This window comes from Streptomyces fuscichromogenes, assembly GCF_014645815.1.
GTDB classification, from domain to species: domain Bacteria; phylum Actinomycetota; class Actinomycetes; order Streptomycetales; family Streptomycetaceae; genus Streptomyces; species Streptomyces fuscichromogenes.
On record NZ_BMML01000017.1, the window covers coordinates 175,548 to 199,312 of the forward strand.

The window sequence follows — 23,765 nt, forward strand, 5'->3', positions numbered from 1 at the left end:
GGTCCCGGTCCCGCTCCTGGTCCCGGGACTCACAGGCTGCTCACCTCGAAGGCGTCCCCGGGCCGGTCCAGCTCCCGTTGCAGACCACCCTTCGGCGGCCGTGGCACACGGGGCTCGCGCACGCCTCCGCCGCCCTCGCCGTCACCGAAGTCGAACCACACGTACACCATCGAGTCCCGCGGCACCTCGGCACCGGGCTGCGGGAACTGGCGCACGACGTAGTCGACCACCGTGAGATGGAACTCCGGCCGGTCCGGCGCGTTGAGGAACAGGCCCCGCGCCCGGGCGGTCTCGCGCGCGTCCACGGCCATCAGTCCGACCAGCCGTGGTACGCGCACTTCGGGTGTTTTGGGTGTTATGTGCACAGATGTCACCCCCAGCGGTACTGGAAGGGTAACCCCCGGCACATGGCAGTCGGAAGCACCAAGTGTCTTTCTGTAACAGATCGTTACTCTCTGTAGCTGCCTGTGCCGTCGCGCCGCAGGTCGAGCCGGAAGCAGAGCGCCTCCTCGGGGAGCCGCGGATGCGGGAACGTCTCCGCCAGTTCCATCCCGAGCCGTTGGGTGACCGCGACGGACCGCTCGTTCCCCGGCCGCACCATCGCCAGCACCTCCGGCACGCCCGCCGTCCGCAGCCGCCCCAGCGTCATGCGCGCCGCCGCGGTCGCGTACCCCTTGCCCCAGTGGGCCCGCCCCAGCCGCCAGCCGATCTCGATCTCTCCCGTGGGCCCCCACTCCTGCGGCCACGGCTGGGCGCCGGTGAAGCCGATGACCTGCCCGGCCTCGTCGATCATCGTCCACAGGCAGAAACCGAGCTCCGCGTCATGCCGGCGCTGGCGGGCGGTGAGCTCCTCGTAGACGGACAACTCCGCGGACCTGCCGCCGTGGAACTCCATGACCTCCGGGTCGTCGAAGACCCGGTGCCAGGCGAAGGCGTCCTCATGCGTGGGTACACGCAGCCGTACCGCGGGGAGAACTCGGTTCACAGGGGCAGCCCTTCAGCAGGGTGATCAGTACTGCTGAATAGACTGCCCATGTCCAGTGCCCGTCGGCACGCAGATTTCGAGCCTTGGGGAGACCCTGCCGTGACCGAGCCCCTCTCCGAAAACACCGCCGATGTCATCGTCGTCGGCGCGGGGCCAGCCGGCTCCACGACGGCCTACCACCTCGCCAGGTCCGGCCTCGACGTCCTCCTGCTGGAGAAGACCGAGTTCCCGCGCGAGAAGGTGTGCGGCGACGGACTCACCCCGCGCGCGGTGAAGCAGCTGGTCGCCATGGGCATCGACATCTCCGAGGAGGCCGGCTGGCTGCGCAACAAGGGCCTGCGCATCATCGGCGGCGGCAGCCGCCTCCAGCTCGACTGGCCGGATCTCGCCTCCTTCCCCGACTACGGCCTGGTCCGCAAACGGGACGATTTCGACGAACAGCTCGCCCGTCAGGCCCAGAAGGCGGGCGCCCGCCTCTTCGAGCGCTGCAACGTCGGCGCCCCGATCGTCGACGAGCGCACCGGCCGGATCACCGGTGTGCACGCCAGGCTCGGCGAGGAGAAGCGCGAAGTCACCTTCCACGCCCCGCTGGTCGTGGCGGCCGACGGCAACTCCACCCGGCTCTCCCTCGCGATGGGCCTGCACCGCCGCGAGGACCGCCCGATGGGCGTGGCCGTCCGGACCTACTTCACCTCCCCCCGTCACGAGGACGACTATCTGGAGTCCTGGCTGGAACTCTGGGACCGCCGCGGCCCCCAGGACCGCCTGCTGCCCGGCTACGGCTGGATCTTCGGCATGGGCGACGGCACCTCCAACGTCGGTCTGGGCGTCCTGAACACCTCCGACTCCTTCAAGGAACTGGACTGGCGCGAGGTCCTCAAGGCCTGGTGCGCCTCCATGCCCGAGGACTGGGGCTACACCCCCGAGAACATGACCGGCCCGATCCGCGGCGCGGCCCTGCCCATGGCCTTCAACCGCCAGCCCCACTACACGCGCGGCCTGCTCCTCGTCGGCGACGCCGGCGGCCTGGTGAACCCCTTCAACGGCGAGGGCATCGCCTACGCCATGGAGTCCGGCCAGATCGCCGCCGACGTCATCGTCCAGGCCCATGCGCGGGCCACGCCCAGCGGGCGCGAACTCGCCCTCCAGCGCTACCCGCGCGTCCTCAAGGACACCTACGGCGGCTACTACACGCTGGGCCGCGCCTTCGTGAAGCTCATCGGCAACCCGAAGGTCATGCAGATCGCGGCCCAGCGCGGCCTGACCCACCCGCTGCTGATGAAGTTCACCCTGAAGCTCCTCGCGAACCTCACCGACCCGACCGGCGGCGACGCGATGGACCGCATCATCAACGGCCTGAGCAAGGTGGCCCCGAAGGCGTGACCGCCCGCGCTACGAGGTGAGCGCCTCGATCTTGGCGGCCCGGCGGGCGTAGACGTCCTCCCGCCGGTCCGCCACCTGCCGCAGCGCCTCCTTCCGCTCCCGCTTGGAGAGCCGGTCCAGATACACGCGTCCGTTCACATGGTCGGTCTCGTGCGCCAGGCAGCGGGCGAAATACCCTGTTCCCTGAATGGTGAGCGGATTGCCGTCCTTGTCCTGTCCGTGCACGACCGCCAGGTCCGGCCGGGGCACGTCCATCACGGCGCCCGGCACCGACAGGCACCCCTCGCCCTCGTCGAGCAGTCGGCGGTCGGACGGTTCCTGGGCCGCCAGTACGGGGTTGACGATGTGTCCGACATGTCGGACACCGTCGTCGTCGGGGCAGTCGTACACGAACAGTCGCAGGTCGATCCCGACCTGGTTGGCGGCGAGGCCGGCTCCGTCGGCGACGTACATGGTGAGGAACATGTCGTCGATCAGCGCGGCGAGGTCGGGGCCGAACTCGGTGACGTCCCGGCACGGCTTGTGCAGGACGTCCTCACCGGTCTCGGTGATCCGGCGCACCGAACCGCGCCCGGCCTCGGGGGCGTGCCGGGGGTAGTGGTCCATGGGGCTTCCCTGGACGAAGACGCGTGGCATCGCGGTGTCTCCTTCTCGGATCTCGGGCCGCCGCTCCGTGCGAGCGGCCTGCGTCGAGCATCCCAGGAGTCGCCGGATCACGGGCGGGCCTGTGGAAAACCCTCGGGAGGACCCACGGCCTGTGGACAACCGGGGGAAGGGTTGCCGGGGGAAGGGCGGCCGGGAGAAGGACGGCCGGGGGAAGGGCGGCCGGGAGAAGGGTGGCCGAGGGTAGGACGGCCGGGAGAAGGGTGGCCGAGGGTAGGACGGCCGGTGCGGGGGTGGTCCGTGCCGGGGAGGGTACGCCGGAAGGGCCGCTGCCCCCGAGCGGCTGCGGCCCTACCGTGCTTGTGCGATGCCTGAGTTGTCCTTGTTGCCCGGGTTGTCAGAGCACTCGCACCGCGCCGGTCGGCGGGTCGTACGACAGCGGGTGCTCACCGACACCGCTGGAGGGGTTCTGCGCGCCGACGAACATGCCGTCGCCGACGTACACCGCCACGTGGTAGGCACTGCCGGCGCTGCCCCAGTAGAGGATGTCGCCGGGCTGGAGGTTGCTCAGCGAGACCTGGGTGCCCTGCGTCGACTGGTCCTGGGAGACGCGCGGCAGGCTGACGCCGACGGACTTGAAGGCGGCCTGGACGAAACCCGAGCAGTCCCACGAGTGCGGGCCCGTGCCGCCGGAGACGTATGCGTCACCGATATGCGCCTTCACGAAGGCGACCACGGCGGCGGCCGAACCGGTCGCCGTGGACGTGCTCGTGGAGCTGCTGGAGCTCGTGGTGGCGCTGAGGGTGGTCCGCTCGGCGCTGCGCGAGGTGGCGCGCTCTGCGGCGGCCTTACGAGCCTCCTCGGCCTTCTTCTTCTTGGCCTCTGCCTTCTGCTTCGCGTCGGCGAGGTCCGCCTTGGCCTGCTTCGCGGCATTTGCCGCAGCCGCATCGCGCTCGGCCTGGAGGGTGTAGTTCGCCGCGGCCTGCTGCGTGGCGTCGGCGGACTGAGCCACCTGGGTGGCCAGATCGGCCGTCAGGGTGGGCAGTTCGAGCGTCTGCGTCACGGGTTCGGCGGCACTCGCCGAGGCCGCGCCCGCCGCTGCCATGCCGAGGACGCCACTGGCAACTCCGGCGCGCACGGCGATGTTTGTCGTCGCGCTGCGGCGGGGCTTCCGGTGGCTGCGTATGTGAGCGGTGTGGGACATGGGAACAACTGGTACCAGGGGCTCCTTCATATCTTCAAGAAACGTGTCCTGCGCCACAGTTGCTCAATCGAGACGGCGAATCCTTCGCACGTCTTTCTTTATTGACGCCGTAACGGACATTGCGGACGCTCGCGATCAAGCCCGTGATCACGCCCTTTCGCTGTTACGTCCGGATTGCCCGCGACGTACCACCGGTTCGGATGGTTGGCCAAGCCCGGTTCTCAGACGCCTCTCATCAATGTGGCGGAGGTCACGGAACGGTTACCGGGAGGGGTGCGTCTCGCGCGCCGGGGTTCGTGAACGCGTGCACGCGTCCACATCGCGACCCGCAGGTCCCCCCGATGTGTGAATGCGGCGCACTATCAAGGCGCCCCGTCCATCGCGAATTTGCATGCAGGGGAACCCTCTTGATATAGAGACGCCCGCCCGAAACCCCCTCCTGTCTGCGGTAACGGTCGAAAATGTCACTTCTGGTGATCAGCTGAACGCTTCGCGTGCGAAGATCACCACTCATCCGACTTCATGATCGATCGTCAGGTGGTGGAGATCACAAAGCTTGTGTAATACCCCGTGTCGCAGATCACAGAGCGGCGGGCATAAGATGCGAGGCAGTTGGGCTTGTGACCTGCTTCACATGTTCGCGATCTTCGCCCGGGACGCGCGGGGTTCGCGGGACGGATGAGGCAGGTGGGGAGCCCGATCCGAACCGCCACCAGTCAGTGCCGACTGAGAGGAGCGAGGAGCGGTGAACGCCTATGCGCCCATCCTCGTACTGGGAGCCCTCGGGGCAGGCTTTGCGATCTTCTCCGTGGTCATGGCCACGCTGATCGGTCCGAAGCGGTACAACCGCGCCAAGCTCGAAGCCTACGAGTGCGGTATCGAGCCGACCCCCACGCCGGCCGGCGGCGGGCGTTTCCCGATCAAGTACTACCTGACGGCGATGCTCTTCATCGTCTTCGACATCGAGATCGTCTTCCTCTACCCCTGGGCCGTCACCTTCGACGCCCTGGGTGTTTTCGGGCTCGTGGAGATGCTGCTCTTCGTGCTCACCGTCTTCGTCGCCTACGCGTACGTCTGGCGGCGCGGCGGCCTGGAATGGGACTGAGGGGCCTTTAGACATGGGACTCGAAGAAAAGCTGCCGAGCGGATTCCTGCTGACCACCGTCGAGCAGGCCGCGGGCTGGGTGCGCAAGGCGTCCGTCTTCCCCGCCACCTTCGGCCTCGCGTGCTGTGCCATCGAGATGATGACCACCGGCGCCGGCCGCTACGACCTGGCCCGATTCGGCATGGAGGTCTTCCGCGGCTCGCCCCGCCAGGCCGACCTCATGATCGTCGCCGGCCGGGTCAGCCAGAAGATGGCGCCGGTGCTCAGGCAGGTCTACGACCAGATGCCCAACCCCAAGTGGGTGATCTCCATGGGCGTCTGTGCGTCCTCGGGCGGCATGTTCAACAACTACGCGATCGTCCAGGGCGTCGACCACATCGTGCCCGTCGACATCTACCTGCCCGGCTGCCCGCCGCGCCCCGAGATGCTGATGGACGCGATCCTCAAGCTCCACCAGAAGATCCAGACCTCCAAGCTCGGCGTCAACGCGAAGGAAGCGGCCCGGGAGGCGGAGGAGGCGGCGCTCAAGGCCCTGCCCACGATCGAGATGAAGGGGCTGCTGCGGTGAGCGACGCGAACGGCCACAACGGGGTCAACCCCGAGAAGGACCTGGCCACCGACAACCTCCCGGGCCAGCGCGGCCAGGGTGGTGAGGAGATCCGCGTCCAGCGCGGCATGTTCGGCGCGAACAACGGCGGCGACACCTCTGGCTACGGCGGCCTGGTCCGCTCGGTGCGCCTCCCGGGACCCGCCGCCCGCCCCTACGGCGGCTGGTTCGACGAGGTCGCCGACGAGTTGGAGGGCGCCCTGGAGGAGCAGGGACTCCTCCCGGACAACGCCATCGAGAAGACGGTCGTCGACCGCGGCGAGCTCACCTTCCACATCGAACGCGAGCACCTGCCACGCGTCGCCCGCACCCTGCGCGACGACCCGGCCCTGCGCTTCGAACTGTGCACCGGCGTCAGCGGCGTCCACTACCTGCACGACAAGGGCCGCGAACTGCACGCCGTCTACCACCTGCGCTCGATCACCCACAACCGGCTGATCCGCCTGGAGGTCAGCGCCCCGGACGCCGACCCGCACATCCCGTCCCTGGTCCCGGTCTATCCGACCAACGACTGGCACGAGCGCGAGACCTACGACTTCTTCGGGATCGTCTTCGACGGTCACCCGGCCCTGACGCGGATCATGATGCCGGACGACTGGCAGGGCCATCCGCAGCGCAAGGACTACCCCCTCGGCGGCATCGCCGTCGAGTACAAGGGCGCCCAGATCCCGGCTCCGGACCAGCGGAGGTCGTACTCATGAGCACGCAGCACGCAACTCCGCGGGAGACCACCGAGGGCACCGTCTACACGGTCACCGGCGGCGACTGGGACGAGATCGTCCAGTCCGCGGCCCGCGCCGACGACGAGCGCATCGTCGTCAACATGGGTCCCCAGCATCCGTCCACCCATGGAGTGCTCCGCCTCATCCTGGAGATCGACGGCGAGACGGTCACCGAGGCCCGCTGCGGCATCGGCTATCTCCACACCGGCATCGAGAAGAACCTCGAGTTCCGCACGTGGACGCAGGGCACCACGTTCGTGACCCGCATGGACTACCTGACGTCCTTCTTCAACGAGACCGCCTACTGCCTCGCCGTCGAGAAACTCCTCGGCATCGAGGACCAGATCAGCGAACGCGCCAAGATCGTCCGGGTGCTCCTGATGGAGCTGAACCGGCTCTCCTCCCACCTGGTGTGCATCGCCACCGGCGGCATGGAACTCGGCGCCACCACGATCATGATCTACGGCTTCCGTGATCGTGAAATGATTCTCGATCTCTACGAACTGATCACCGGCCTGCGGATGAACCACGCGTACATCCGCCCTGGCGGCCTCGCCCAGGACCTGCCGCCCGGCGCGGTCGACCAGATCCGCGAGTTCGTGAAGAAGATGCGCAAGAACCTCCCGGAGTACGACAAGCTCGCCACCGGGAACCCCATCTTCAAGGCCCGCATGCAGGACATCGGCTACCTCGACCTGGCCGGCTGCATGGCCCTCGGCGCCACCGGCCCGATCCTGCGCTCCGCCGGCCTCCCGCACGACCTCCGCAAGGCCCAGCCGTACTGCGGCTACGAGACGTACGACTTCGAGATCCCGACCGCCGACACCTGCGACGCCTACGGCCGCTTCCTGGTCCGCCTGGAGGAGATGCGCCAGTCGCTCGGGATCGTCGAGCAGTGCCTGGACCGGCTGCAGCCCGGACCGGTCATGGTCGCCGACAAGAAGATCGCCTGGCCCGCCCAGCTCGCCCTCGGGCCGGACGGACTCGGCAACTCCCTCGACCACATCAAGAAGATCATGGGCACCTCCATGGAGGCCCTGATCCACCACTTCAAGCTGGTCACCGAGGGCTTCCGGGTCCCGCCAGGACAGGCCTACGCGGCCGTCGAGTCACCCAAGGGCGAACTCGGCGTGCACGCCGTGTCCGACGGCGGCACCCGCCCCTACCGGGTCCACTTCCGCGACCCGTCCTTCACCAACCTGCAAGCCATGGCGGCGATGTGCGAGGGCGGCCAGGTCGCCGACGTCATCGTCGCCGTCGCGTCCATCGACCCCGTGATGGGAGGCGTCGACCGGTGACCACCTCTTCCTCGGAGCGCGGTATCAGCCTGGGCATGCCCGAGCTGCCCGCGCCCGCGTACCCGGACGACGTCCGGGCCCGCCTGGAGTCGGACGCGCGCGAGATCATCGCCCGCTACCCCGACTCCCGGTCCGCCCTGCTGCCCCTGCTGCACCTCGTACAGGCGGAGGAGGGCCATGTCACGCGCACCGGGATGCAGTTCTGCGCGGACGTCCTGGAGCTGACCACCGCCGAGGTCACCGCCGTCGCCACCTTCTACACCATGTACCGGCGCCGGCCCTCCGGCGACTACCAGGTCGGCGTCTGCACCAACACGCTGTGCGCGGTGATGGGCGGCGACGCGATCTTCGAGACCCTCCAGGAGCACCTCGGCGTCGGCAACGGCGAGACCACCGGCGACGGCAAGGTCACCCTGGAGCACATCGAGTGCAACGCGGCCTGCGACTTCGCGCCCGTCGTGATGGTCAACTGGGAGTTCTTCGACAACCAGACCCCGGCCAGCGCCAAACGCCTGGTCGACGACCTGCGCGCCGGCCGGGACGTCGAGCCCACCCGCGGGGCCCGCATGTGCACCTTCAAGGACACCGCGCGCATCCTCGCCGGCTTCCCCGACGAGCGGCCCGGGGCCGTCGAGGAGAGCGGCAGCGCGGGACCCGCCTCGCTGGTCGGCCTCCGCCTGGCCAGGGGCGAGACCGCGCCCCCGCGCGTGGTCCATCCGCGCGCCCAGGAATCCCAGGAAGCGCCGTCCGCAGAGGAGGGGGAGTGATGACGGTGGCACCCGACCTGAAGGACACCAGCCCCGAGAAGCTGCTCGCACCCGTGCTGTCGGCCTTCTGGGACGAGGACCGGTCCTGGACGCTGGACGTCTACCGGAGGCACGACGGCTACGAGGGGCTCCGCAAGGCGCTCGCCATGTCGCCGGACGACCTGATCGCCTACGTCAAGGAATCCGGACTGCGCGGCCGTGGCGGCGCGGGCTTCCCCACCGGGATGAAGTGGCAGTTCATTCCGCAGGGAGACGGCAAACCGCACTATCTAGTTGTCAACGCCGACGAATCGGAGCCCGGGACCTGCAAGGACATCCCGCTCCTCTTCGCCAACCCGCACAGCCTCATCGAGGGCATCGTGATCGCGTGCTACGCCATCCGGTCGTCGCATGCCTTCATCTATCTGCGTGGTGAGGTCGTACCCGTCCTGCGGCGGTTGCACGAGGCCGTGCGCGAGGCCCACGCGGCCGGCTACCTCGGCGAGAACATCCTGGGCAGCGGACTCGATCTCCAGCTCACCGTGCACGCCGGCGCCGGCGCGTACATCTGCGGTGAGGAGACCGCACTGCTCGACTCGCTCGAAGGCCGCCGCGGCCAACCGCGGCTGCGTCCTCCCTTCCCGGCCGTCGAAGGGCTCTATGCCTGCCCGACTGTTGTGAACAACGTCGAGTCCATCGCCTCGGTTCCCGCCATCCTCCACAAGGGCAAGGAATGGTTCAGGTCGATGGGGAGCGAGAAGTCACCCGGCTTCACGCTCTACTCCCTCAGCGGCCATGTCGCGAGCCCCGGCCAGTACGAGGCACCGCTCGGCATCACCCTGCGCCAGCTCCTCGACATGAGCGGCGGGATGCGTCCCGGCCACCGGCTGAAGTTCTGGACCCCGGGCGGCTCCTCGACACCCATGTTCACCGACGAGCACCTCGACGTCCCCCTCGACTACGAAGGAGTGGGCGCCGCGGGTTCCATGCTCGGCACCAAGGCACTCCAGTGCTTCGACGAGACCACCTGCGTCGTCCGCGCCGTGACCCGCTGGACCGAGTTCTACGCCCACGAGTCCTGCGGCAAGTGCACCCCCTGCCGCGAAGGCACCTACTGGCTGGTGCAACTGCTGCGCGACATCGAGGCCGGCAAGGGCGTGATGTCCGACCTCGACAAGCTCAACGACATCGCCGACAACATCAACGGCAAGTCCTTCTGCGCCCTCGGCGACGGCGCGGCGTCCCCGATCTTCTCCTCGCTCAAGTACTTCCGCGAGGAGTACGAACAGCACATCACGGGCCGGGGCTGCCCCTTCGACCCGGCCAAGTCGACGGCCTGGGCGGACCGCCCGGAGGTGAACGCATGACCGTGACCACGAGTTCCCCCTCCTCGGGGGGAACGGCGGCGGTCCCGCCGCAGGACCTCGTCACGCTGACGATCGACGGCGTCGAGATCAGCGTGCCCAAGGGCACCCTGGTCATCCGCGCCGCCGAACAGCTCGGCATCGAGATCCCGCGCTTCTGCGACCACCCCCTGCTGGACCCGGCCGGCGCCTGCCGCCAGTGCATCGTGGAGGTCGAGGGCCAGCGCAAGCCCATGGCCTCGTGCACGATCACCTGTACGGACGGGATGGTGGTGAAGACTCACCTCACCTCACCCGTGGCCGAGAAGGCCCAGCACGGGGTGATGGAGCTGCTGCTCATCAACCACCCGCTGGACTGTCCGGTCTGCGACAAGGGCGGCGAGTGCCCGCTGCAGAACCAGGCGATGTCGCACGGCAACGCCGAGTCCCGCTTCGAGGGCCGCAAGCGCACCTACGCCAAGCCCGTCCCGATCTCCACCCAGGTGCTCCTGGACCGCGAGCGGTGCGTGCTGTGCGCCCGCTGCACCCGGTTCTCCAACCAGGTCGCCGGCGACCCGATGATCGAGCTCCTGGAACGCGGCGCGCTCCAGCAGGTCGGCACCGGCGAGGGCGACCCGTTCGAGTCGTACTTCTCCGGGAACACCATCCAGATCTGCCCGGTGGGCGCGCTGACCTCGGCGGCGTATCGCTTCCGCTCCCGGCCCTTCGACCTGATCTCCTCGCCGTCCGTGTGCGAGCACTGCTCCGGCGGCTGCGCCACCCGTACCGACCACCGGCGCGGCAAGGTCATGCGGCGGCTCGCCGCCGACGACCCCGAGGTCAACGAGGAGTGGATCTGCGACAAGGGACGCTTCGCGTTCCGGTACACCCAGCAGAAGGACCGCCTGGAGACCCCGCTGGTCCGCAACGCCCAGGGCGTGCTCGAACCCGCCTCCTGGCCGGAGGCCCTCGAAGCGGCCGCGCAGGGCCTGGCCGCCGCCCGCTCCCGGGCCGGCGTCCTCACCGGCGGCCGGCTCACCGTCGAGGACGCCTACGCGTACAGCAAGTTCGCGCGCGTGGCCCTCGACACCAACGACATCGACTTCCGCGCGCGCGTGCACAGCGGCGAGGAGGCCGACTTCCTCGCCTCCCGGGTCGCCGGGCGCGGCCGTGACCTCGACGGGACGGGCGTCACCTACACCTCCCTGGAGAAGGCCCCCGCCGTCCTGCTCGTCGGGTTCGAGTCGGAGGAGGAGGCGCCCGGCGTGTTCCTGCGGCTGCGCAAGGCCTGGCGCAAGCGGAAGCAGCAGGTGTTCTCCCTCGCCACGTACCCCACACGCGGGCTGGAGAAGGCCGGCGGCACACTGCTGCCGGCCGCGCCCGGCACCGAGACCGAGTGGCTGGACGCCCTCGCGAGCGGCGTCGGCCTGGAGGAGCCCGGCAGCCGGGCCGCCGAGGCGCTGCGCGCCGACGGCGCGGTGATCGTCGTCGGCGAGCGGCTGGCGTCGGTCGCCGGCGGACTCACCGCCGCCGTACGGGCCGCCACCGCCACCGGCGCCCACCTGGTGTGGATCCCGCGCCGGGCCGGTGAGCGCGGCGCGATCGAGGCCGGCGCACTGCCGTCGCTGCTGCCGGGCGGCCGCCCGGCCACCGATCCACGCGCGCGTGAGGAGGTCGCCGCCGTCTGGGGCGTCTCCCAGCTCCCGCTCCGCTACGGCCGCGACACCGGCCAGATCGTCGAGGCCGCCGCCCGCGGTGAACTCTCCGCCCTGCTCGTCGCCGGCGTCGAGGTCGCCGACCTGCCCGACCCGGCACGCGCGCGTGCGGCACTCGAAGCCGTCGGCTTCCTGGTCTCCCTGGAGCTGCGGCCCAGCGAGGTCACCGAGCACGCCGACGTCGTCCTGCCGGTCGCCGCGGTCGCCGAGAAACCCGGCACCTTCCTCAACTGGGAAGGCAGGGCACGCCTCTTCGAGGCCGCCCTCAAGCCCGAGCAGATGACCCGGCGGCTCCCGCCGACCGACGCGCGCGTGCTGCAGATGCTCGCCGACGCCATGGACGTCCACCTCGGCCTGCCCGACCTGCGCACCGCGCGCGCGGAGCTGGACCGGCTCGGAGCCTGGGACGGAGCCAAGGCCTCCGACCCGTCGGAGACGTCCGTGTCGCTGCCCAGGCCCGCGGCCGGGGAGGCCGTGCTCGCCGGGCACCGGCTCCTCCTCGACCAGGGCGTCCTCCAGGACGGCGACGAGGCACTGGCCGGCACCCGGCACGCCGCCCACGCGCGCGTGTCCGCGGCGACCGCCGCCGAGGCGGGCGTCGGGAACGGCGGCCTCATCGCCGTCACCGGAAGCTCCGGCACCGTCGAACTCCCGCTCCGGATCACCGAGATGCCTGACCGCGTGGTCTGGCTCCCGCTGAACTCGGTCGGCGGCGGCGTCGCCTCCGACACCGGATCACTGCCCGGTTCCCTCGTCCGCATCGGCCCGGCGGCCGGTGCCGAGGCCCCCAAGGAGGTGGAGGCATGAGCCCGTACTTCGCCGCTGAAGACCTCTCCATGTTCGGCCGCGACCCGTGGTGGCTGGTCGTCGTCAAGGCGGTCTTCTGCTTCGCCTTCCTGATGGTGACCGTGCTGATCTCCATCGTCATGGAGCGCAAGGTCGTCGCCTGGATGCAGCTGCGCGTCGGCCCCAACCGGCACGGCCCCTGGGGCATGCTCCAGTCGCTCGCCGACGGCATCAAACTGATGCTCAAGGAAGACGTCGTCGTCAAACGCGCCGACAAGGCCGTCTACATCCTCGCGCCCATCGTCGCGGCGATCCCGGCGTTCATGGCCATCGCGGTCATCCCGTTCGGCCCGGCCGACAACGAGATCTCCATCTTCGGCCACCGCACCACGATGCAGCTCACCGACCTGCCGATCGCGATGCTCTACATCCTCGCGGTCGCCTCCGTCGGCATCTACGGCATCGTCCTCGCCGGCTGGAGCTCCGGCTCCACCTACCCGCTCCTCGGCGGCCTGCGCTCCTGCGCCCAGATGATCTCCTACGAGATCGCCATGGGTGCCGCGTTCGCCTCCGTGTTCCTGTACTCCGGCTCGATGTCGACGTCCACGATCGTCGACCAGCAGCAGGGCCGCTGGTACATCCTGCTGCTGCCGGTCTCGTTCGTCCTCTACGTCGTCACCATGATCGGCGAGACCAACCGCGCCCCCTTCGACATGCCCGAGTCCGAGGGCGACCTGGTCGGCGGCTTCAACACCGAGTACTCGTCGATCAAGTTCGCGATGTTCATGCTCGCCGAGTACGTCAACATGGTGACGGTCTCGGCCGTGTCGACCACCCTGTTCCTCGGCGGCTGGCGGGCCCCCTGGCCGATCAGCGGCGTCTGGGCGGGCGCCAACCACGGCTGGTGGCCGATGCTCTGGTTCGTCGCCAAGGTCGTGCTGCTGCTGTTCGGCTTCGTCTGGGTGCGCGGCACGCTCCCGCGCGTGCGTTACGACCAGCTGATGAAGCTCGGCTGGAAGGTCCTCATCCCGGTCTCCGTCGTCTGGCTGATGCTCGTCGCGACCGTCCGGACCCTGCGCAACCAGAACTACGACTTCGCCGACATCGCCCTCTACGTCGGCGGCGGAGTCCTCGCCCTGCTGCTCCTGTCCTTCGTCGTCGACATCTTCCGCGACAAGGGCGGGGAGGCCGCGCAGCCCGCGGCCGAACCGGCCGCGTTCGACCCGATGGCGGGCGGCTTCCCCGTACCACCGCTGCCCGGACAGGAACTGCCGCCGGTGCCCCGGCGCAGCCCCCGCCGGGAGCGGGAGCTGATTGTCAGTGGCGGGACGGACACTGTCAGTGACGGATCTTCGGATGGAAAGGAGGCGTCGGATGGCTGAGGAGCCCAAGGAGACCAAGCCCGGTTTCCAGAACCCCGTGGCCGGCTTCGGCGTGACCTTCAAGGCCATGTTCAAGAAGCGGCTGACCGAGCAGTACCCGGAGCAGAAGAAGACCACGGCTCCGCGGTTCCACGGACGGCACCAGCTCAACCGCCATCCGGACGGCCTGGAGAAGTGCGTCGGCTGCGAGCTGTGCGCCTGGGCCTGCCCCGCCGACGCCATCTACGTGGAGGGCGCCGACAATACCGACGAGGAGCGCTACTCGCCGGGCGAGCGCTACGGCCGCGTCTACCAGATCAACTACGCCCGCTGCATCCTGTGCGGGCTGTGTATCGAGGCGTGCCCCACGCGCGCGCTGACGATGACCAACGAGTTCGAACTGGCCGACAGCAGCCGCGCCAACCTCATCTACACCAAGGAGCAGCTGCTCGCCGGCCTTGAGGAGGGCATGGTCGACTCCCCGCACTCGATCTTCCCGGGGACCGACGAGCAGGACTACTACCGGGGCCTGGTCACCGAGGCCGCGCCCGGGACCGTCCGCCAGGTGGCCGTCTCCAAGGGCGAGAAGCCCGAGGACCAGGACCAGGGGGTGGACGCATGAGCCCGCAGCTCGCCGCCTACACCACCTCCACCGGCGAGGCCTTCCAGTTCTGGGTCCTCGGCACCGTCGCGGTGATCGGCGCCCTGTCCACCGTCTTCATGAAGAAGGCCGTGCACAGTGCGCTGTCGCTCGCCGGAACCATGATCGTCCTGGCGGTGTTCTACCTCGCCAACGGCGCCTACTTCCTCGGGATCGTGCAGATCGTCGTCTACACCGGCGCGATCATGATGCTGTTCCTCTTCGTGGTGATGCTGGTGGGCGTGACCGCCGCCGACTCCCTGAAGGAGACCATCAAGGGCCAGCGCTGGCTGGCCCTTCTCTGCGGGGTCGGCTTCGGCGTCCTGCTCCTCGCGGGCATCGCCAACGCCTCCCTGAAGGACTTCGCCGGCACCGGCCAGGCCAACGCCAACGGCAACGTGCAGGGCCTCGCGGCCCTCATCTTCACCAAGTACGTCTTCGCCTTCGAAATCACCGGCGCCCTGCTGATCACGGCCGCCATCGGCGCGATGGTGCTCACCCACCGGGAGCGCACCGAGCGCCCCAGGACCCAGCGCGAGCTGTCCGAGCAGCGCGTCCGCGACGGCAAGCACCTGCCACCGCTGCCCGCCCCCGGTGTCTACGCCCGGCACAACGCCGTGGACATCGCCGGCCTGCTCCCCGACGGCACCCCGTCCGAGCTCACGGTCAGCAAGACGCTCCGCGACCGCGGTCAGATGCGTGACGTGTCCGCGGAGGCGCTGGGTGACCTGCGGGCCCTGGAGCAGCGCTCGGAAGAACGGCTGGAGCGCACCCCGGTCGAGCCCGCGCACTTCAAGCGCAGCGAGGAGGCGTCGAAGTGAACCCCGTCTACTACCTCTACCTCGCCGCCCTGTTGTTCACGATCGGCGCCACCGGTGTGCTGATCAGACGGAACGCGATCGTCGTCTTCATGTGCATCGAGCTGATGCTGAACGCCTGCAACCTCGCGTTCGTCGTCTTCTCCCGGATGCACGGCAATCTCGACGGCCAGATCATCGCCTTCTTCACGATGGTCGTCGCCGCCGCGGAGGTCGTGGTCGGGCTCGCGATCATCGTGTCGCTGTTCCGTACCCGCCACTCGGCCTCGGTCGACGACGCCAGCCTGATGAAGCTGTAAGGGGTCGCTGAATCGTGGAGAACCTCATTGCGCTGCTGATCGCGGCGCCCCTGCTCGGAGCGGCCGTCCTGCTGGTCGGCGGCCGCCGCCTGGACGCGGTCGGACAGTGGATCGGCACGCTCCTGTCGACGACGTCCTTCGTGTTCGGCGTGATCCTCTTCGTTGACCTGCTCGGCAGGAACACCGACGACCGCACCCTGATCCAGCACCTGTACACCTGGGTCCCGGTGGCCGGCTTCCAGGCGGACGTCACCTTCCGCCTGGACCAGCTGTCGATGACGTTCGTCCTGCTGATCACCGGCGTCGGCTCGCTCATCCACCTGTACTCGGTCGGGTACATGGAGCACGACGAGCGCCGCCGCCGCTTCTTCGGCTACCTCAACCTGTTCCTCGCGGCGATGCTGCTGCTCGTCCTCGCCGACAACTACCTGCTGCTGTACGTCGGCTGGGAGGGCGTCGGCCTCGCCTCGTACCTGCTGATCGGCTTCTGGCAGCACAAGCCCAGCGCGGCGACGGCGGCCAAGAAGGCCTTCCTGGTCAACCGGGTCGGCGACATGGGCCTGTCCATCGCGATCATGTTGATGTTCACGACGTTCGGCACGTTCGCCTTCGGCCCGGTGCTCAGCCACGCCACCGACGCCTCCGAGGGCAGGCTGACCGCGATCGGCCTGATGCTGCTGCTCGCCGCCTGCGGCAAGTCCGCCCAGGTGCCGCTGCAGTCCTGGCTCGGGGACGCCATGGAAGGCCCCACCCCGGTCTCCGCCCTGATCCACGCGGCGACCATGGTGACCGCGGGCGTCTACCTCATCGTCCGCTCGGGAGCGATCTTCAACGCGGCCCCGGACGCCCAGCTCGTCGTCACCGTCGTCGGCGCCGTCACCCTCCTCTTCGGTGCGATCGTCGGTTGCGCGAAGGACGACATCAAGAAGGCCCTCGCCGGCTCGACCATGTCCCAGATCGGCTACATGGTGCTCGCCGCCGGCCTCGGCCCGATCGGCTACGTCTTCGCGATCATGCACCTGGTGACGCACGGCTTCTTCAAGGCCGGTCTCTTCCTCGGCGCCGGCTCCGTCATGCACGGCATGAACGACGAGGTCGACATGCGCAGGTACGGCGGCCTCCGTAAGTACATGCCGGTCACCTTCATCACCTTCGGCCTCGGCTACCTCGCCATCATCGGCTTCCCGGGCCTGTCCGGCTTCTTCTCCAAGGACAAGATCATCGAGGCGGCGTTCGCCAAGGGCGGCACCGAGGGCTGGATCCTCGGCACCTGCGCGCTGGTCGGCGCGGCCATCACCGCGTTCTACATGACGCGCGTGATGCTGATGACGTTCTTCGGCGAGAAGCGCTGGCAGCCCGACGAGCACGGCCATGAGCCGCACCCGCACGAGTCCCCGAAGGTCATGACCATCCCGATGATCGTCCTGGCGGTCGGCTCGGTCTTCGCCGGCGGCTTCTTCAGCATCGGCGACCGCTTCCTGCACTGGCTGGAGCCGATCACCGGCCACAGCGAGGGCGACTCCCCGATCAGCGCGGGCGTCGTCACCGGCGCCACCATGGTCTGCCTGATCATCGGCGTCGGCATCGCCTACCTCCAGTACGGCCGCCGTCCCGTCCCCGCCGTCGCCCCGCGCGGTTCGCTGCTCACCCGCGCGGCCCGCCGCGACCTCCTCCAGGACGACTTCAACCACGTCGTCCTGGTCCGCGGCGGCGAACACCTCACCCGCTCCCTCGTATATGTCGACCACACCCTGGTCGACGGCGTCGTCAACGGCACGGCGGCGGGCTTCGGCGGACTCTCCGGACGGCTGCGCAAGCTCCAGAACGGCTACGCGCGCTCGTACGCGGTCTCGATGTTCGGCGGCGCTGCCCTCCTGGTCGCCGCGACCCTGCTGATGAGGGCGGTCTGATACCGATGTCCTTTCCTCTGCTGACAGCGACGGCGGTCCTCCCGGCCGTCGGCGCGGTCGCCACGGCCGCCGTACCGGCCGCCCGGCGCACCGCCGCGAAATGGCTCGCGCTGCTGGTCTCGCTCGCCACGCTCGTTCTGGCGATCGTCGTCATGGTCCGCTTCGACCCCGGCGGCGCCCGCTACCAGCTCACCGAGTCCCACGCCTGGATCGCGGACTTCGGGGTCCGGTACGAACTGGGCGTCGACGGCATCGCGGTCGTCCTGATCGCGCTGACCGCCCTGCTGATGCCGTTCATCATCCTGGCCGGCTGGAACGACGCCGACCCGCTGGAGACCGGCAGCAAGCGGTGGCGGCCCACCCAGGGCTTCTTCGCCCTGATCCTGGCCGTCGAGGCGATGGTGGTCATCTCCTTCGAGGCCACCGACGTCTTCCTGTTCTACATCTTCTTCGAAGCCATGCTCATCCCGATGTACTTCCTCATCGGCGGCTTCGGGGACCGCGCCCACGCCCAGGGCGAGGAGGCCGCGTCGACCCAGCGGTCGTACGCCGCAGTGAAGTTCCTCCTCTACAACCTGGTCGGCGGCCTGATCATGCTGGCCGCGGTGATCGGCCTCTACACGGTCGCCGGGAACTTCTCCCTCGCCGAGATCGCGCAGGCCCGCGCCAACGGCACGCTGCACATGGCGACCAGCACCGAACGCTGGCTGTTCCTCGGCTTCTTCTTCGCCTTCGCGGTGAAGGCGCCGCTGTGGCCGCTGCACACCTGGCTGCCCAACGCCATGCAGGAGTCCACCGCCCCCGTCGCCGTCCTCATCACCGCGGTCGTCGACAAGGTGGGCACGTTCGCGATGCTCCGCTTCTGCCTCCAGCTCTTCCCGGAGGCGTCGAAGTGGGCGACGCCCACCATCCTCGTCCTCGCCCTGATCAGCATCATCTACGGCGCCCTGCTCGCCGTCGGGCAGCGCGACATCAAGCGGCTGGTCGCCTACGCGTCCATCTCGCACTTCGGGTTCATCATCCTGGGCATCTTCGCGATGACCAGCCAGGGCCAGTCCGGCGCCACCCTCTACATGGTCAACCACGGCATCTCGACGGCCGCGCTGATGCTGGTCGCCGGCTTCCTGATCTCCCGGCGCGGCTCCCGGCTCATCGCCGACTACGGCGGTGTGCAGAAGGTCGCCCCGGTCCTCGCCGGCACCTTCCTGATCGGCGGCCTCGCCACCCTGTCCCTGCCCGGTCTCGCGCCCTTCGTGAGCGAGTTCCTGGTCCTGGTCGGCACGTTCACGCGCTACCCGGCGATCGGGATCATCGCCACCTTCGGCATCGTCCTCGCCGCGCTCTACACCCTCGTCCTCTACCAGCGGACGATGACGGGCCCGGTGAAACCGGCGGTCTCCGCGATGCCCGACCTGAAGGCGCGCGAACTCCTCGTGGTCACCCCGCTGATCGTCCTGCTGATCTTCCTGGGCGTCTATCCGAAGCCCCTCACGGACATCGTCAACCCGGCGGTCAAGCAGACCATGTCGGACGTGCACAAGACCGACCCGAAGCCCGCAGTGGAGGCGGCCAAGTGAGCACAGCAGCCGTCCACAGCCTGTGGACAACCGCAGCCGAGCCGATCTCGAAGATCCCGACACCGAAGATCGAATACGGGCAGCTGTCGCCCACCCTGATCGTCGTCGGCGCGGCGATCGTCGGGGTGCTGGTCGAGGCGTTCGTCCCGCGCAAGTCCCGCTACTACGCCCAGGTGTTCGTCTCCGCCGTGGCCCTGTGCGCCGCCTTCGCGGCGGTCGTCGCCCTGGCCGCCGACGGATACGGCACCACCAAGGCACACATCGCCGCCATGGGCGCCATCGCCGTCGACGGACCGTCCCTGTTCCTCCAGGGAACGATCCTGCTGGCCGGCCTCGTCGGCCTGTTCACCTTCGCCGAACGCCGCCTCGACCCCGAGGCCCACGGCAACCGCGTCGACTCCTTCGCCGCCCAGGCCGCCTCCGTGCCCGGCAGCGACAGCGAGCAGGCCGCGGTGAAGGCCGGCTTCACCACCACCGAGGTCTTCCCGCTCCTGCTCTTCGCCATCGCCGGCATGCTGGTGTTCCCCTCGGCCAACGACCTGCTGACGCTTTTCGTGGCCCTGGAGGTCTTCTCCCTCCCGCTCTACCTGCTGTGCGCCCTGGCCCGCCGCAAGCGCCTCATGTCACAGGAAGCCGCCGTCAAGTACTTCCTGCTCGGCGCCTTCGCCTCCGCCTTCACCCTGTTCGGCATCGCCCTGCTCTACGGCTACGCCGGCTCGGTGTCGTACGCCACCATCGCCCAGGTCGTCGACGGCTCCGTCACCAGCGTCGACCCGGCCCTCGCCAACACCATGGGCAACGACGCGCTGCTCCTGATCGGCGCCGCGATGGTCGTCATGGGTCTGCTCTTCAAGGTCGGCGCCGTCCCCTTCCACATGTGGACACCCGACGTCTACCAGGGCGCGCCCACCCCGGTGACCGGCTTCATGGCGGCCGCCACCAAGGTCGCCGCCTTCGGAGCGCTGCTGCGGCTGCTGTACGTGGTGCTGCCCGGCATGCGCTGGGACTGGCGGCCGGTCATGTGGGGCGTCGCGATCATCACCATGCTGGGCGGCGCGATCGTCGCGATCACCCAGACCGACATCAAACGGCTCCTCGCGTACTCGTCGATCGCCCACGCCGGATTCATCCTCGCCGGTGTCATCGCGACGTCGAAGGACGGCGTGTCGTCGGTCCTCTTCTACCTGGCCGCGTACTCCTTCGTGACCATCGGGGCGTTCGCCGTGGTCACCCTGGTGCGCGACGCGGGCGGCGAGGCGACCCACCTGTCCAAGTGGGCCGGGCTCGGCCGCCGCTCACCACTCGTGGCGGCCGTCTTCGCCGTGTTCCTGCTGGCCTTCGCGGGCATCCCGCTGACCTCGGGCTTCGCCGGGAAGTTCGCCGTGTTCAAGGCGGCCGCCGAGGGCGGAGCGGTCCCGCTGGTCGTGATCGGTGTGATCTCGTCCGCGATCGCCGCGTTCTTCTACATCCGCGTGATCGTGCTGATGTTCTTCAGCGAGCCGAAGCCCGAGGGGCCGACGGTCGCCGTGCCGTCACCGTTCACCATGGCGGCGATCGGCGTCGGCGTCGCGGTCACCCTGGTGCTCGGCGTCGCCCCGCAGTACTTCCTGAACCTGGCGAGCCAGGCGGGCGTGTTCGTGCGCTGACCCGTGGTCCCGTACGGCCAAGGACCCCGGTTCCTCGCAAAGGAGCCGGGGTCCTCTCGCGCGTGCGTGACCCGGAAGCACGGTCCGGGACCATGGGCCGCGACCATGGGCCGGGACTGCGGGCCGCGACCACGGTCCGGAACCACGGGCCGCGACCATGGGCCGGGACTACGGGCACGTCACCGTCGGGTTCCACGGTGCGAACAGACCGCTCGGACTGTCCTTCCAGATCCAGGCACGCAGCGTGTACACGGCCCCCGTGACACCGGGAACCGTCGTCGGCCCCTGGAACCGCTGCCCGAACAACGTCGGCGCGGTGCCGTCACCACCCGCCGGCACGATCCACTCCACCGCGACCAGGGCCCGGCCGCCGCCGGCGTCGGTCTCGTAGAGCAGACCCGCGGGCTCGGCCGGGTCAAGACTGCCGAGACCGGCGGCCTTGACGTAGTGGTACCCCGCGCCTCCCTTGCCGCCCAAGGCGTCCTCGTCGCAGGTGTCGGTCCGGGCGTACCCGTCCGTGACCGCGAACGGCTCGTACTGGTAGTCCGCCGTCGCCGTGTACGTCTGGGTCAGATCCGTCCACACGAACGGGTCGGGATCGAGGACCGGAGTCGCGTCGGCGGGAACCGCGGCCAGGGCGAACGGCACGGCCAGCGCCAGAGCGGCGCCGGCAGTGCGGGACCTGAGAGACATCGTGATGCTCCTCGGGGCGGAAGAGGCACGCGAGCGCGGCGCCTCCGTACAACGCGGGTCTCCCCGGTCCCGCCCGTGCAGCATGGCCCGCGCCGCTTCCGGGCCGCCACGCGGGGACCGCCAAAGGGCTGAGGGCCGGCCGAGGACACCGCCGGACGGGCGAACCCCGCACCGGCACCCCTTCCGGACGGGGCAGCCTGTGGATAACTCCGGCGCTGTCGGTCCGGACCCCTATCGTGGTGGCAGTGGTCGACGGACGACGTACGGGGGGCACGACGATGGGCGGGACAGGCGGAACCGACGAGATGCCAGGGACGACCGAGACGCCGGAGGCGCCGCAGGCGCACGGACCGGCGGACAGCGAGGCACTGGCCACGCTGCACCGGGTCTTCGGGTACGACGCCTTCCGAGGCGAGCAGAAGGCGATCATCGAACATGTGGTGGCGGGCGGCGACGCCGTCGTCCTCATGCCGACCGGCGGCGGAAAATCGCTGTGCTACCAGATCCCCGCCCTGGTCAGACCGGGTACGGGCGTAGTGGTCTCACCGCTGATCGCCCTCATGCAGGACCAGGTGGACGCCCTGCGCGCCCTCGGCGTCAACGCCGGGTTCATCAACTCCACCCAGGACTTCGACGAGCGGCGCGTCGTCGAAGCCCAGTTCCTCGCGGGCGAACTCGACCTGCTCTACCTCGCCCCCGAGCGGCTCCGTCTGGACTCCACCCTCGACCTGCTCGCCCGCGGCAAGATCGCCGTCTTCGCCATCGACGAGGCGCACTGCGTCTCCCAGTGGGGCCACGACTTCCGGCCCGACTACCTCGCCCTCTCCCTGCTCGGCGAGCGCTGGCCCGACGTCCCGCGCATCGCGCTCACGGCCACCGCCACCCACGCCACCCACCAGGAGATCACCGAGCGGCTGCACATGCCGACCGCCCGGCACTTCGTGGCCAGCTTCGACCGGCCCAACATCCAGTACCGGATCGTCCCCAAGGCCGACCCCAAGAAGCAGCTCCTCACCTTCCTCCGCCAGGAACACGAGGGCGACGCGGGCATCGTCTACTGCCTCTCCCGTAAATCCGTCGAATCCACGGCCGAATTCCTGACCCGCAACGGCATCGACGCCGTCCCCTACCACGCAGGCCTCGACGCCCGCACCCGCGCCGCCCACCAGTCCCGCTTCCTGCGCGAGGACGGCCTGGTCGTCGTCGCCACCATCGCCTTCGGCATGGGCATCGACAAACCCGACGTCCGCTTCGTCGCCCACCTCGACCTGCCCAAATCCGTCGAGGGCTACTACCAGGAGACCGGCCGCGCCGGCCGCGACCGCCAGCCCTCCACCGCCTGGATGGCCTACGGCCTCAACGACGTCATACAGCAGCGCAAGCTCATCCAGTCCGGCGAGGGGGACGAGGCCTTCCGCCGCCGTGCCCAGGCCCACCTGGACTCCATGCTCGCCCTGTGCGAGACCGCCCAGTGCCGCCGCGGCCAGCTCCTCAACTACTTCGGCCAGGACCCCGACCCGGCGGGCTGCAACAACTGCGACACCTGCCTCACCCCGCCCGAGACCTGGGACGGCACCGTCGCCGCCCAGAAGGTCCTCTCCACCGTGGTCCGGCTCCAGCGCGAACGCGGGCAGAAATTCGGCGCCGTCCAGATCGTCGACATCCTGCTCGGCAAGCGCACCGCCAAGGTCATCCAGTTCGACCACGACCAGCTGTCCGTCTTCGGTATCGGCAACGACCTCGACGAAGGCGAGTGGCGGGGCGTCGTGCGGCAGCTGCTCGCCCAGGGGCTGCTCGCGGTCGAGGGCGAGTACGGCACCCTCGTGCTCACCGAGGCCAGCGGGACCGTGCTGCGGCGCGAGCGGGACGTCCCGCTGCGCAAGGAGCCGAAGAAGCCGGCGGTCTCACGGACGTCCGGGAGCTCCGGGTCCTCCTCCGGCAAGGGCAAGGCGAAGGCCGCCGTCGCCGAGCTGCCCGAGGAACTGCTGCCCGCCTTCGAGGCCCTGCGCGCCTGGCGCGCCGAGCAGGCCCGGGAACAGGGCGTACCCGCCTACGTGATCTTCCACGACGCCACCCTGCGGGAGATCGTCAGCCGGTGGCCCGAGTCCGTCGCCGAACTCGCCACCATCGGCGGGGTCGGCGAGAAGAAGCTCATGACGTACGGAGAGGGCGTACTCGGGGCGCTGGCCGCCCTGAAGGCACCGGCCGCCCCGGCTCCGACTGCGCGGGCTGCGACCGTTCCGGCTCTGGCGGCGCCGGACAGCGGGTACGAGGACCACTGGCCCGAGATGGACGCGGAGCCGGAACCGGAGGACTGGATCTAG

General features: G+C 69.5%; 21 protein-coding genes. 16 read left to right on the forward strand and 5 right to left on the reverse strand.

The window, feature by feature from the left end; all coding sequences use genetic code 11:
* Positions 1–29: 29 nt before the first annotated feature.
* Together IEZ11_RS32290 and IEZ11_RS32295 are read right to left on the reverse strand one after the other, a co-directional pair.
* Complete coding sequence (locus IEZ11_RS32290) at positions 30–338, reverse strand: PASTA domain-containing protein (RefSeq protein WP_189266483.1); 309 nt, start codon at positions 336–338, stop codon at positions 30–32.
* A 110-nt stretch (positions 339–448) separates the two neighbouring features.
* Positions 449–985, reverse strand: a complete 537-nt coding sequence (locus tag IEZ11_RS32295) for a GNAT family N-acetyltransferase (RefSeq protein ID WP_189266484.1) — start codon at positions 983–985, stop codon at positions 449–451.
* Between the two features lie 48 nt (positions 986–1,033).
* Between IEZ11_RS32295 and IEZ11_RS32300 the strand changes: the two genes are divergently transcribed.
* Positions 1,034–2,368, forward strand: a complete 1,335-nt coding sequence (locus IEZ11_RS32300; protein WP_189266485.1) for a geranylgeranyl reductase family protein — start codon at positions 1,034–1,036, stop codon at positions 2,366–2,368.
* Positions 2,369–2,377: 9 nt separating this feature from the next.
* On the opposite strand, the gene def is transcribed toward IEZ11_RS32300, so the two are convergent.
* Together def and IEZ11_RS32310 are read right to left on the reverse strand one after the other, a co-directional pair.
* On the reverse strand, positions 2,378–3,004 hold the full coding sequence (gene def, locus IEZ11_RS32305; RefSeq protein WP_189266486.1) for a peptide deformylase: 627 nt from the start codon (positions 3,002–3,004) through the stop codon (positions 2,378–2,380).
* Between the two features lie 364 nt (positions 3,005–3,368).
* A complete protein-coding gene (locus IEZ11_RS32310; RefSeq protein ID WP_189266487.1) occupies positions 3,369–4,175 on the reverse strand; it encodes a C40 family peptidase in 807 nt (268 codons plus the stop codon).
* Between the two features lie 745 nt (positions 4,176–4,920).
* Between IEZ11_RS32310 and IEZ11_RS32315 the strand changes: the two genes are divergently transcribed.
* From IEZ11_RS32315 to nuoN, 14 genes are read left to right on the forward strand one after another with little or no spacing between them, the layout of a single operon-like run.
* Positions 4,921–5,280, forward strand: coding sequence for an NADH-quinone oxidoreductase subunit A (locus tag IEZ11_RS32315; protein WP_007383963.1), 360 nt, complete (start codon positions 4,921–4,923; stop codon positions 5,278–5,280).
* Between the two features lie 13 nt (positions 5,281–5,293).
* Positions 5,294–5,848 (forward strand): NuoB/complex I 20 kDa subunit family protein, encoded by a 555-nt coding sequence (locus IEZ11_RS32320; RefSeq protein WP_053654534.1) that lies wholly within the window; start codon positions 5,294–5,296, stop codon positions 5,846–5,848.
* Positions 5,845–6,588, forward strand: a complete 744-nt coding sequence (locus tag IEZ11_RS32325; protein WP_189266488.1) for an NADH-quinone oxidoreductase subunit C — start codon at positions 5,845–5,847, stop codon at positions 6,586–6,588. Before IEZ11_RS32320 ends, IEZ11_RS32325 begins: the two co-directional genes overlap by 4 nt.
* Complete coding sequence (locus tag IEZ11_RS32330; RefSeq protein ID WP_189266489.1) at positions 6,585–7,907, forward strand: NADH-quinone oxidoreductase subunit D; 1,323 nt, start codon at positions 6,585–6,587, stop codon at positions 7,905–7,907. Before IEZ11_RS32325 ends, IEZ11_RS32330 begins: the two co-directional genes overlap by 4 nt.
* Positions 7,904–8,674, forward strand: a complete 771-nt coding sequence (gene nuoE, locus IEZ11_RS32335) for an NADH-quinone oxidoreductase subunit NuoE (protein WP_189266490.1) — start codon at positions 7,904–7,906, stop codon at positions 8,672–8,674. Before IEZ11_RS32330 ends, nuoE begins: the two co-directional genes overlap by 4 nt.
* The gene (nuoF, locus tag IEZ11_RS32340; RefSeq protein ID WP_373295003.1) at positions 8,674–10,020 is read left to right on the forward strand and encodes an NADH-quinone oxidoreductase subunit NuoF; all 1,347 of its coding nucleotides are present in this window, start codon (positions 8,674–8,676) and stop codon (positions 10,018–10,020) included. The genes nuoE and nuoF overlap by 1 nt, the downstream gene beginning before the upstream one ends.
* Complete coding sequence (locus IEZ11_RS32345; protein ID WP_189266492.1) at positions 10,017–12,518, forward strand: NADH-quinone oxidoreductase subunit G; 2,502 nt, start codon at positions 10,017–10,019, stop codon at positions 12,516–12,518. The genes nuoF and IEZ11_RS32345 overlap by 4 nt, the downstream gene beginning before the upstream one ends.
* On the forward strand, positions 12,515–13,879 hold the full coding sequence (gene nuoH, locus IEZ11_RS32350) for an NADH-quinone oxidoreductase subunit NuoH (protein WP_189266493.1): 1,365 nt from the start codon (positions 12,515–12,517) through the stop codon (positions 13,877–13,879). Before IEZ11_RS32345 ends, nuoH begins: the two co-directional genes overlap by 4 nt.
* Positions 13,872–14,480 (forward strand): NADH-quinone oxidoreductase subunit NuoI, encoded by a 609-nt coding sequence (gene nuoI / locus IEZ11_RS32355; RefSeq protein ID WP_189266494.1) that lies wholly within the window; start codon positions 13,872–13,874, stop codon positions 14,478–14,480. Before nuoH ends, nuoI begins: the two co-directional genes overlap by 8 nt.
* Positions 14,477–15,319, forward strand: coding sequence for an NADH-quinone oxidoreductase subunit J (locus IEZ11_RS32360; RefSeq protein ID WP_189266495.1), 843 nt, complete (start codon positions 14,477–14,479; stop codon positions 15,317–15,319). Before nuoI ends, IEZ11_RS32360 begins: the two co-directional genes overlap by 4 nt.
* A complete protein-coding gene (gene nuoK / locus IEZ11_RS32365) occupies positions 15,316–15,615 on the forward strand; it encodes an NADH-quinone oxidoreductase subunit NuoK (RefSeq protein WP_046726439.1) in 300 nt (99 codons plus the stop codon). Before IEZ11_RS32360 ends, nuoK begins: the two co-directional genes overlap by 4 nt.
* A gap of 14 nt (positions 15,616–15,629) precedes the next feature.
* Positions 15,630–17,525 (forward strand): NADH-quinone oxidoreductase subunit L, encoded by a 1,896-nt coding sequence (gene nuoL / locus IEZ11_RS32370; RefSeq protein ID WP_189266496.1) that lies wholly within the window; start codon positions 15,630–15,632, stop codon positions 17,523–17,525.
* A 5-nt stretch (positions 17,526–17,530) separates the two neighbouring features.
* Positions 17,531–19,102 carry an NADH-quinone oxidoreductase subunit M gene (locus IEZ11_RS32375; protein ID WP_189266497.1) on the forward strand — a complete coding sequence of 524 codons (1,572 nt, stop codon included), beginning with the start codon at positions 17,531–17,533 and terminating at the stop codon, positions 19,100–19,102.
* Positions 19,099–20,748, forward strand: a complete 1,650-nt coding sequence (gene nuoN / locus IEZ11_RS32380; RefSeq protein ID WP_189266498.1) for an NADH-quinone oxidoreductase subunit NuoN — start codon at positions 19,099–19,101, stop codon at positions 20,746–20,748. Before IEZ11_RS32375 ends, nuoN begins: the two co-directional genes overlap by 4 nt.
* Positions 20,749–20,916: 168 nt before the next feature.
* Here the strand turns inward: nuoN and IEZ11_RS32385 are convergent, their stop codons facing one another.
* Positions 20,917–21,441 carry a hypothetical protein gene (locus IEZ11_RS32385; protein WP_189266499.1) on the reverse strand — a complete coding sequence of 175 codons (525 nt, stop codon included), beginning with the start codon at positions 21,439–21,441 and terminating at the stop codon, positions 20,917–20,919.
* Positions 21,442–21,746: 305 nt separating this feature from the next.
* Between IEZ11_RS32385 and recQ the strand changes: the two genes are divergently transcribed.
* Complete coding sequence (gene recQ / locus IEZ11_RS32390; protein ID WP_229713490.1) at positions 21,747–23,765, forward strand: DNA helicase RecQ; 2,019 nt, start codon at positions 21,747–21,749, stop codon at positions 23,763–23,765.

Excerpts from the sequence above, each read along its gene's own strand:
- IEZ11_RS32345 (WP_189266492.1), top strand. The coding sequence starts at position 10,017 with ATGACCGTGACCACGAGTTCCCCCTCCTCGGGGGGAACGGCGGCGGTC.
- def (WP_189266486.1), bottom strand. The coding sequence starts at position 3,004 with ATGCCACGCGTCTTCGTCCAGGGAAGCCCCATGGACCACTACCCCCGG.
- nuoI (WP_189266494.1), top strand. The coding sequence starts at position 13,872 with ATGGCTGAGGAGCCCAAGGAGACCAAGCCCGGTTTCCAGAACCCCGTG.
- IEZ11_RS32300 (WP_189266485.1), top strand. The coding sequence starts at position 1,034 with ATGTCCAGTGCCCGTCGGCACGCAGATTTCGAGCCTTGGGGAGACCCT.
- IEZ11_RS32385 (WP_189266499.1), bottom strand. The coding sequence starts at position 21,441 with ATGTCTCTCAGGTCCCGCACTGCCGGCGCCGCTCTGGCGCTGGCCGTG.
- nuoF (WP_373295003.1), top strand. The coding sequence starts at position 8,674 with ATGACGGTGGCACCCGACCTGAAGGACACCAGCCCCGAGAAGCTGCTC.
- IEZ11_RS32310 (WP_189266487.1), bottom strand. The coding sequence starts at position 4,175 with ATGTCCCACACCGCTCACATACGCAGCCACCGGAAGCCCCGCCGCAGC.
- IEZ11_RS32320 (WP_053654534.1), top strand. The coding sequence starts at position 5,294 with ATGGGACTCGAAGAAAAGCTGCCGAGCGGATTCCTGCTGACCACCGTC.
- IEZ11_RS32375 (WP_189266497.1), top strand. The coding sequence starts at position 17,531 with ATGTCCTTTCCTCTGCTGACAGCGACGGCGGTCCTCCCGGCCGTCGGC.
- recQ (WP_229713490.1), top strand. The coding sequence starts at position 21,747 with ATGCCAGGGACGACCGAGACGCCGGAGGCGCCGCAGGCGCACGGACCG.
- IEZ11_RS32330 (WP_189266489.1), top strand. The coding sequence starts at position 6,585 with ATGAGCACGCAGCACGCAACTCCGCGGGAGACCACCGAGGGCACCGTC.
- IEZ11_RS32360 (WP_189266495.1), top strand. The coding sequence starts at position 14,477 with ATGAGCCCGCAGCTCGCCGCCTACACCACCTCCACCGGCGAGGCCTTC.
- nuoH (WP_189266493.1), top strand. The coding sequence starts at position 12,515 with ATGAGCCCGTACTTCGCCGCTGAAGACCTCTCCATGTTCGGCCGCGAC.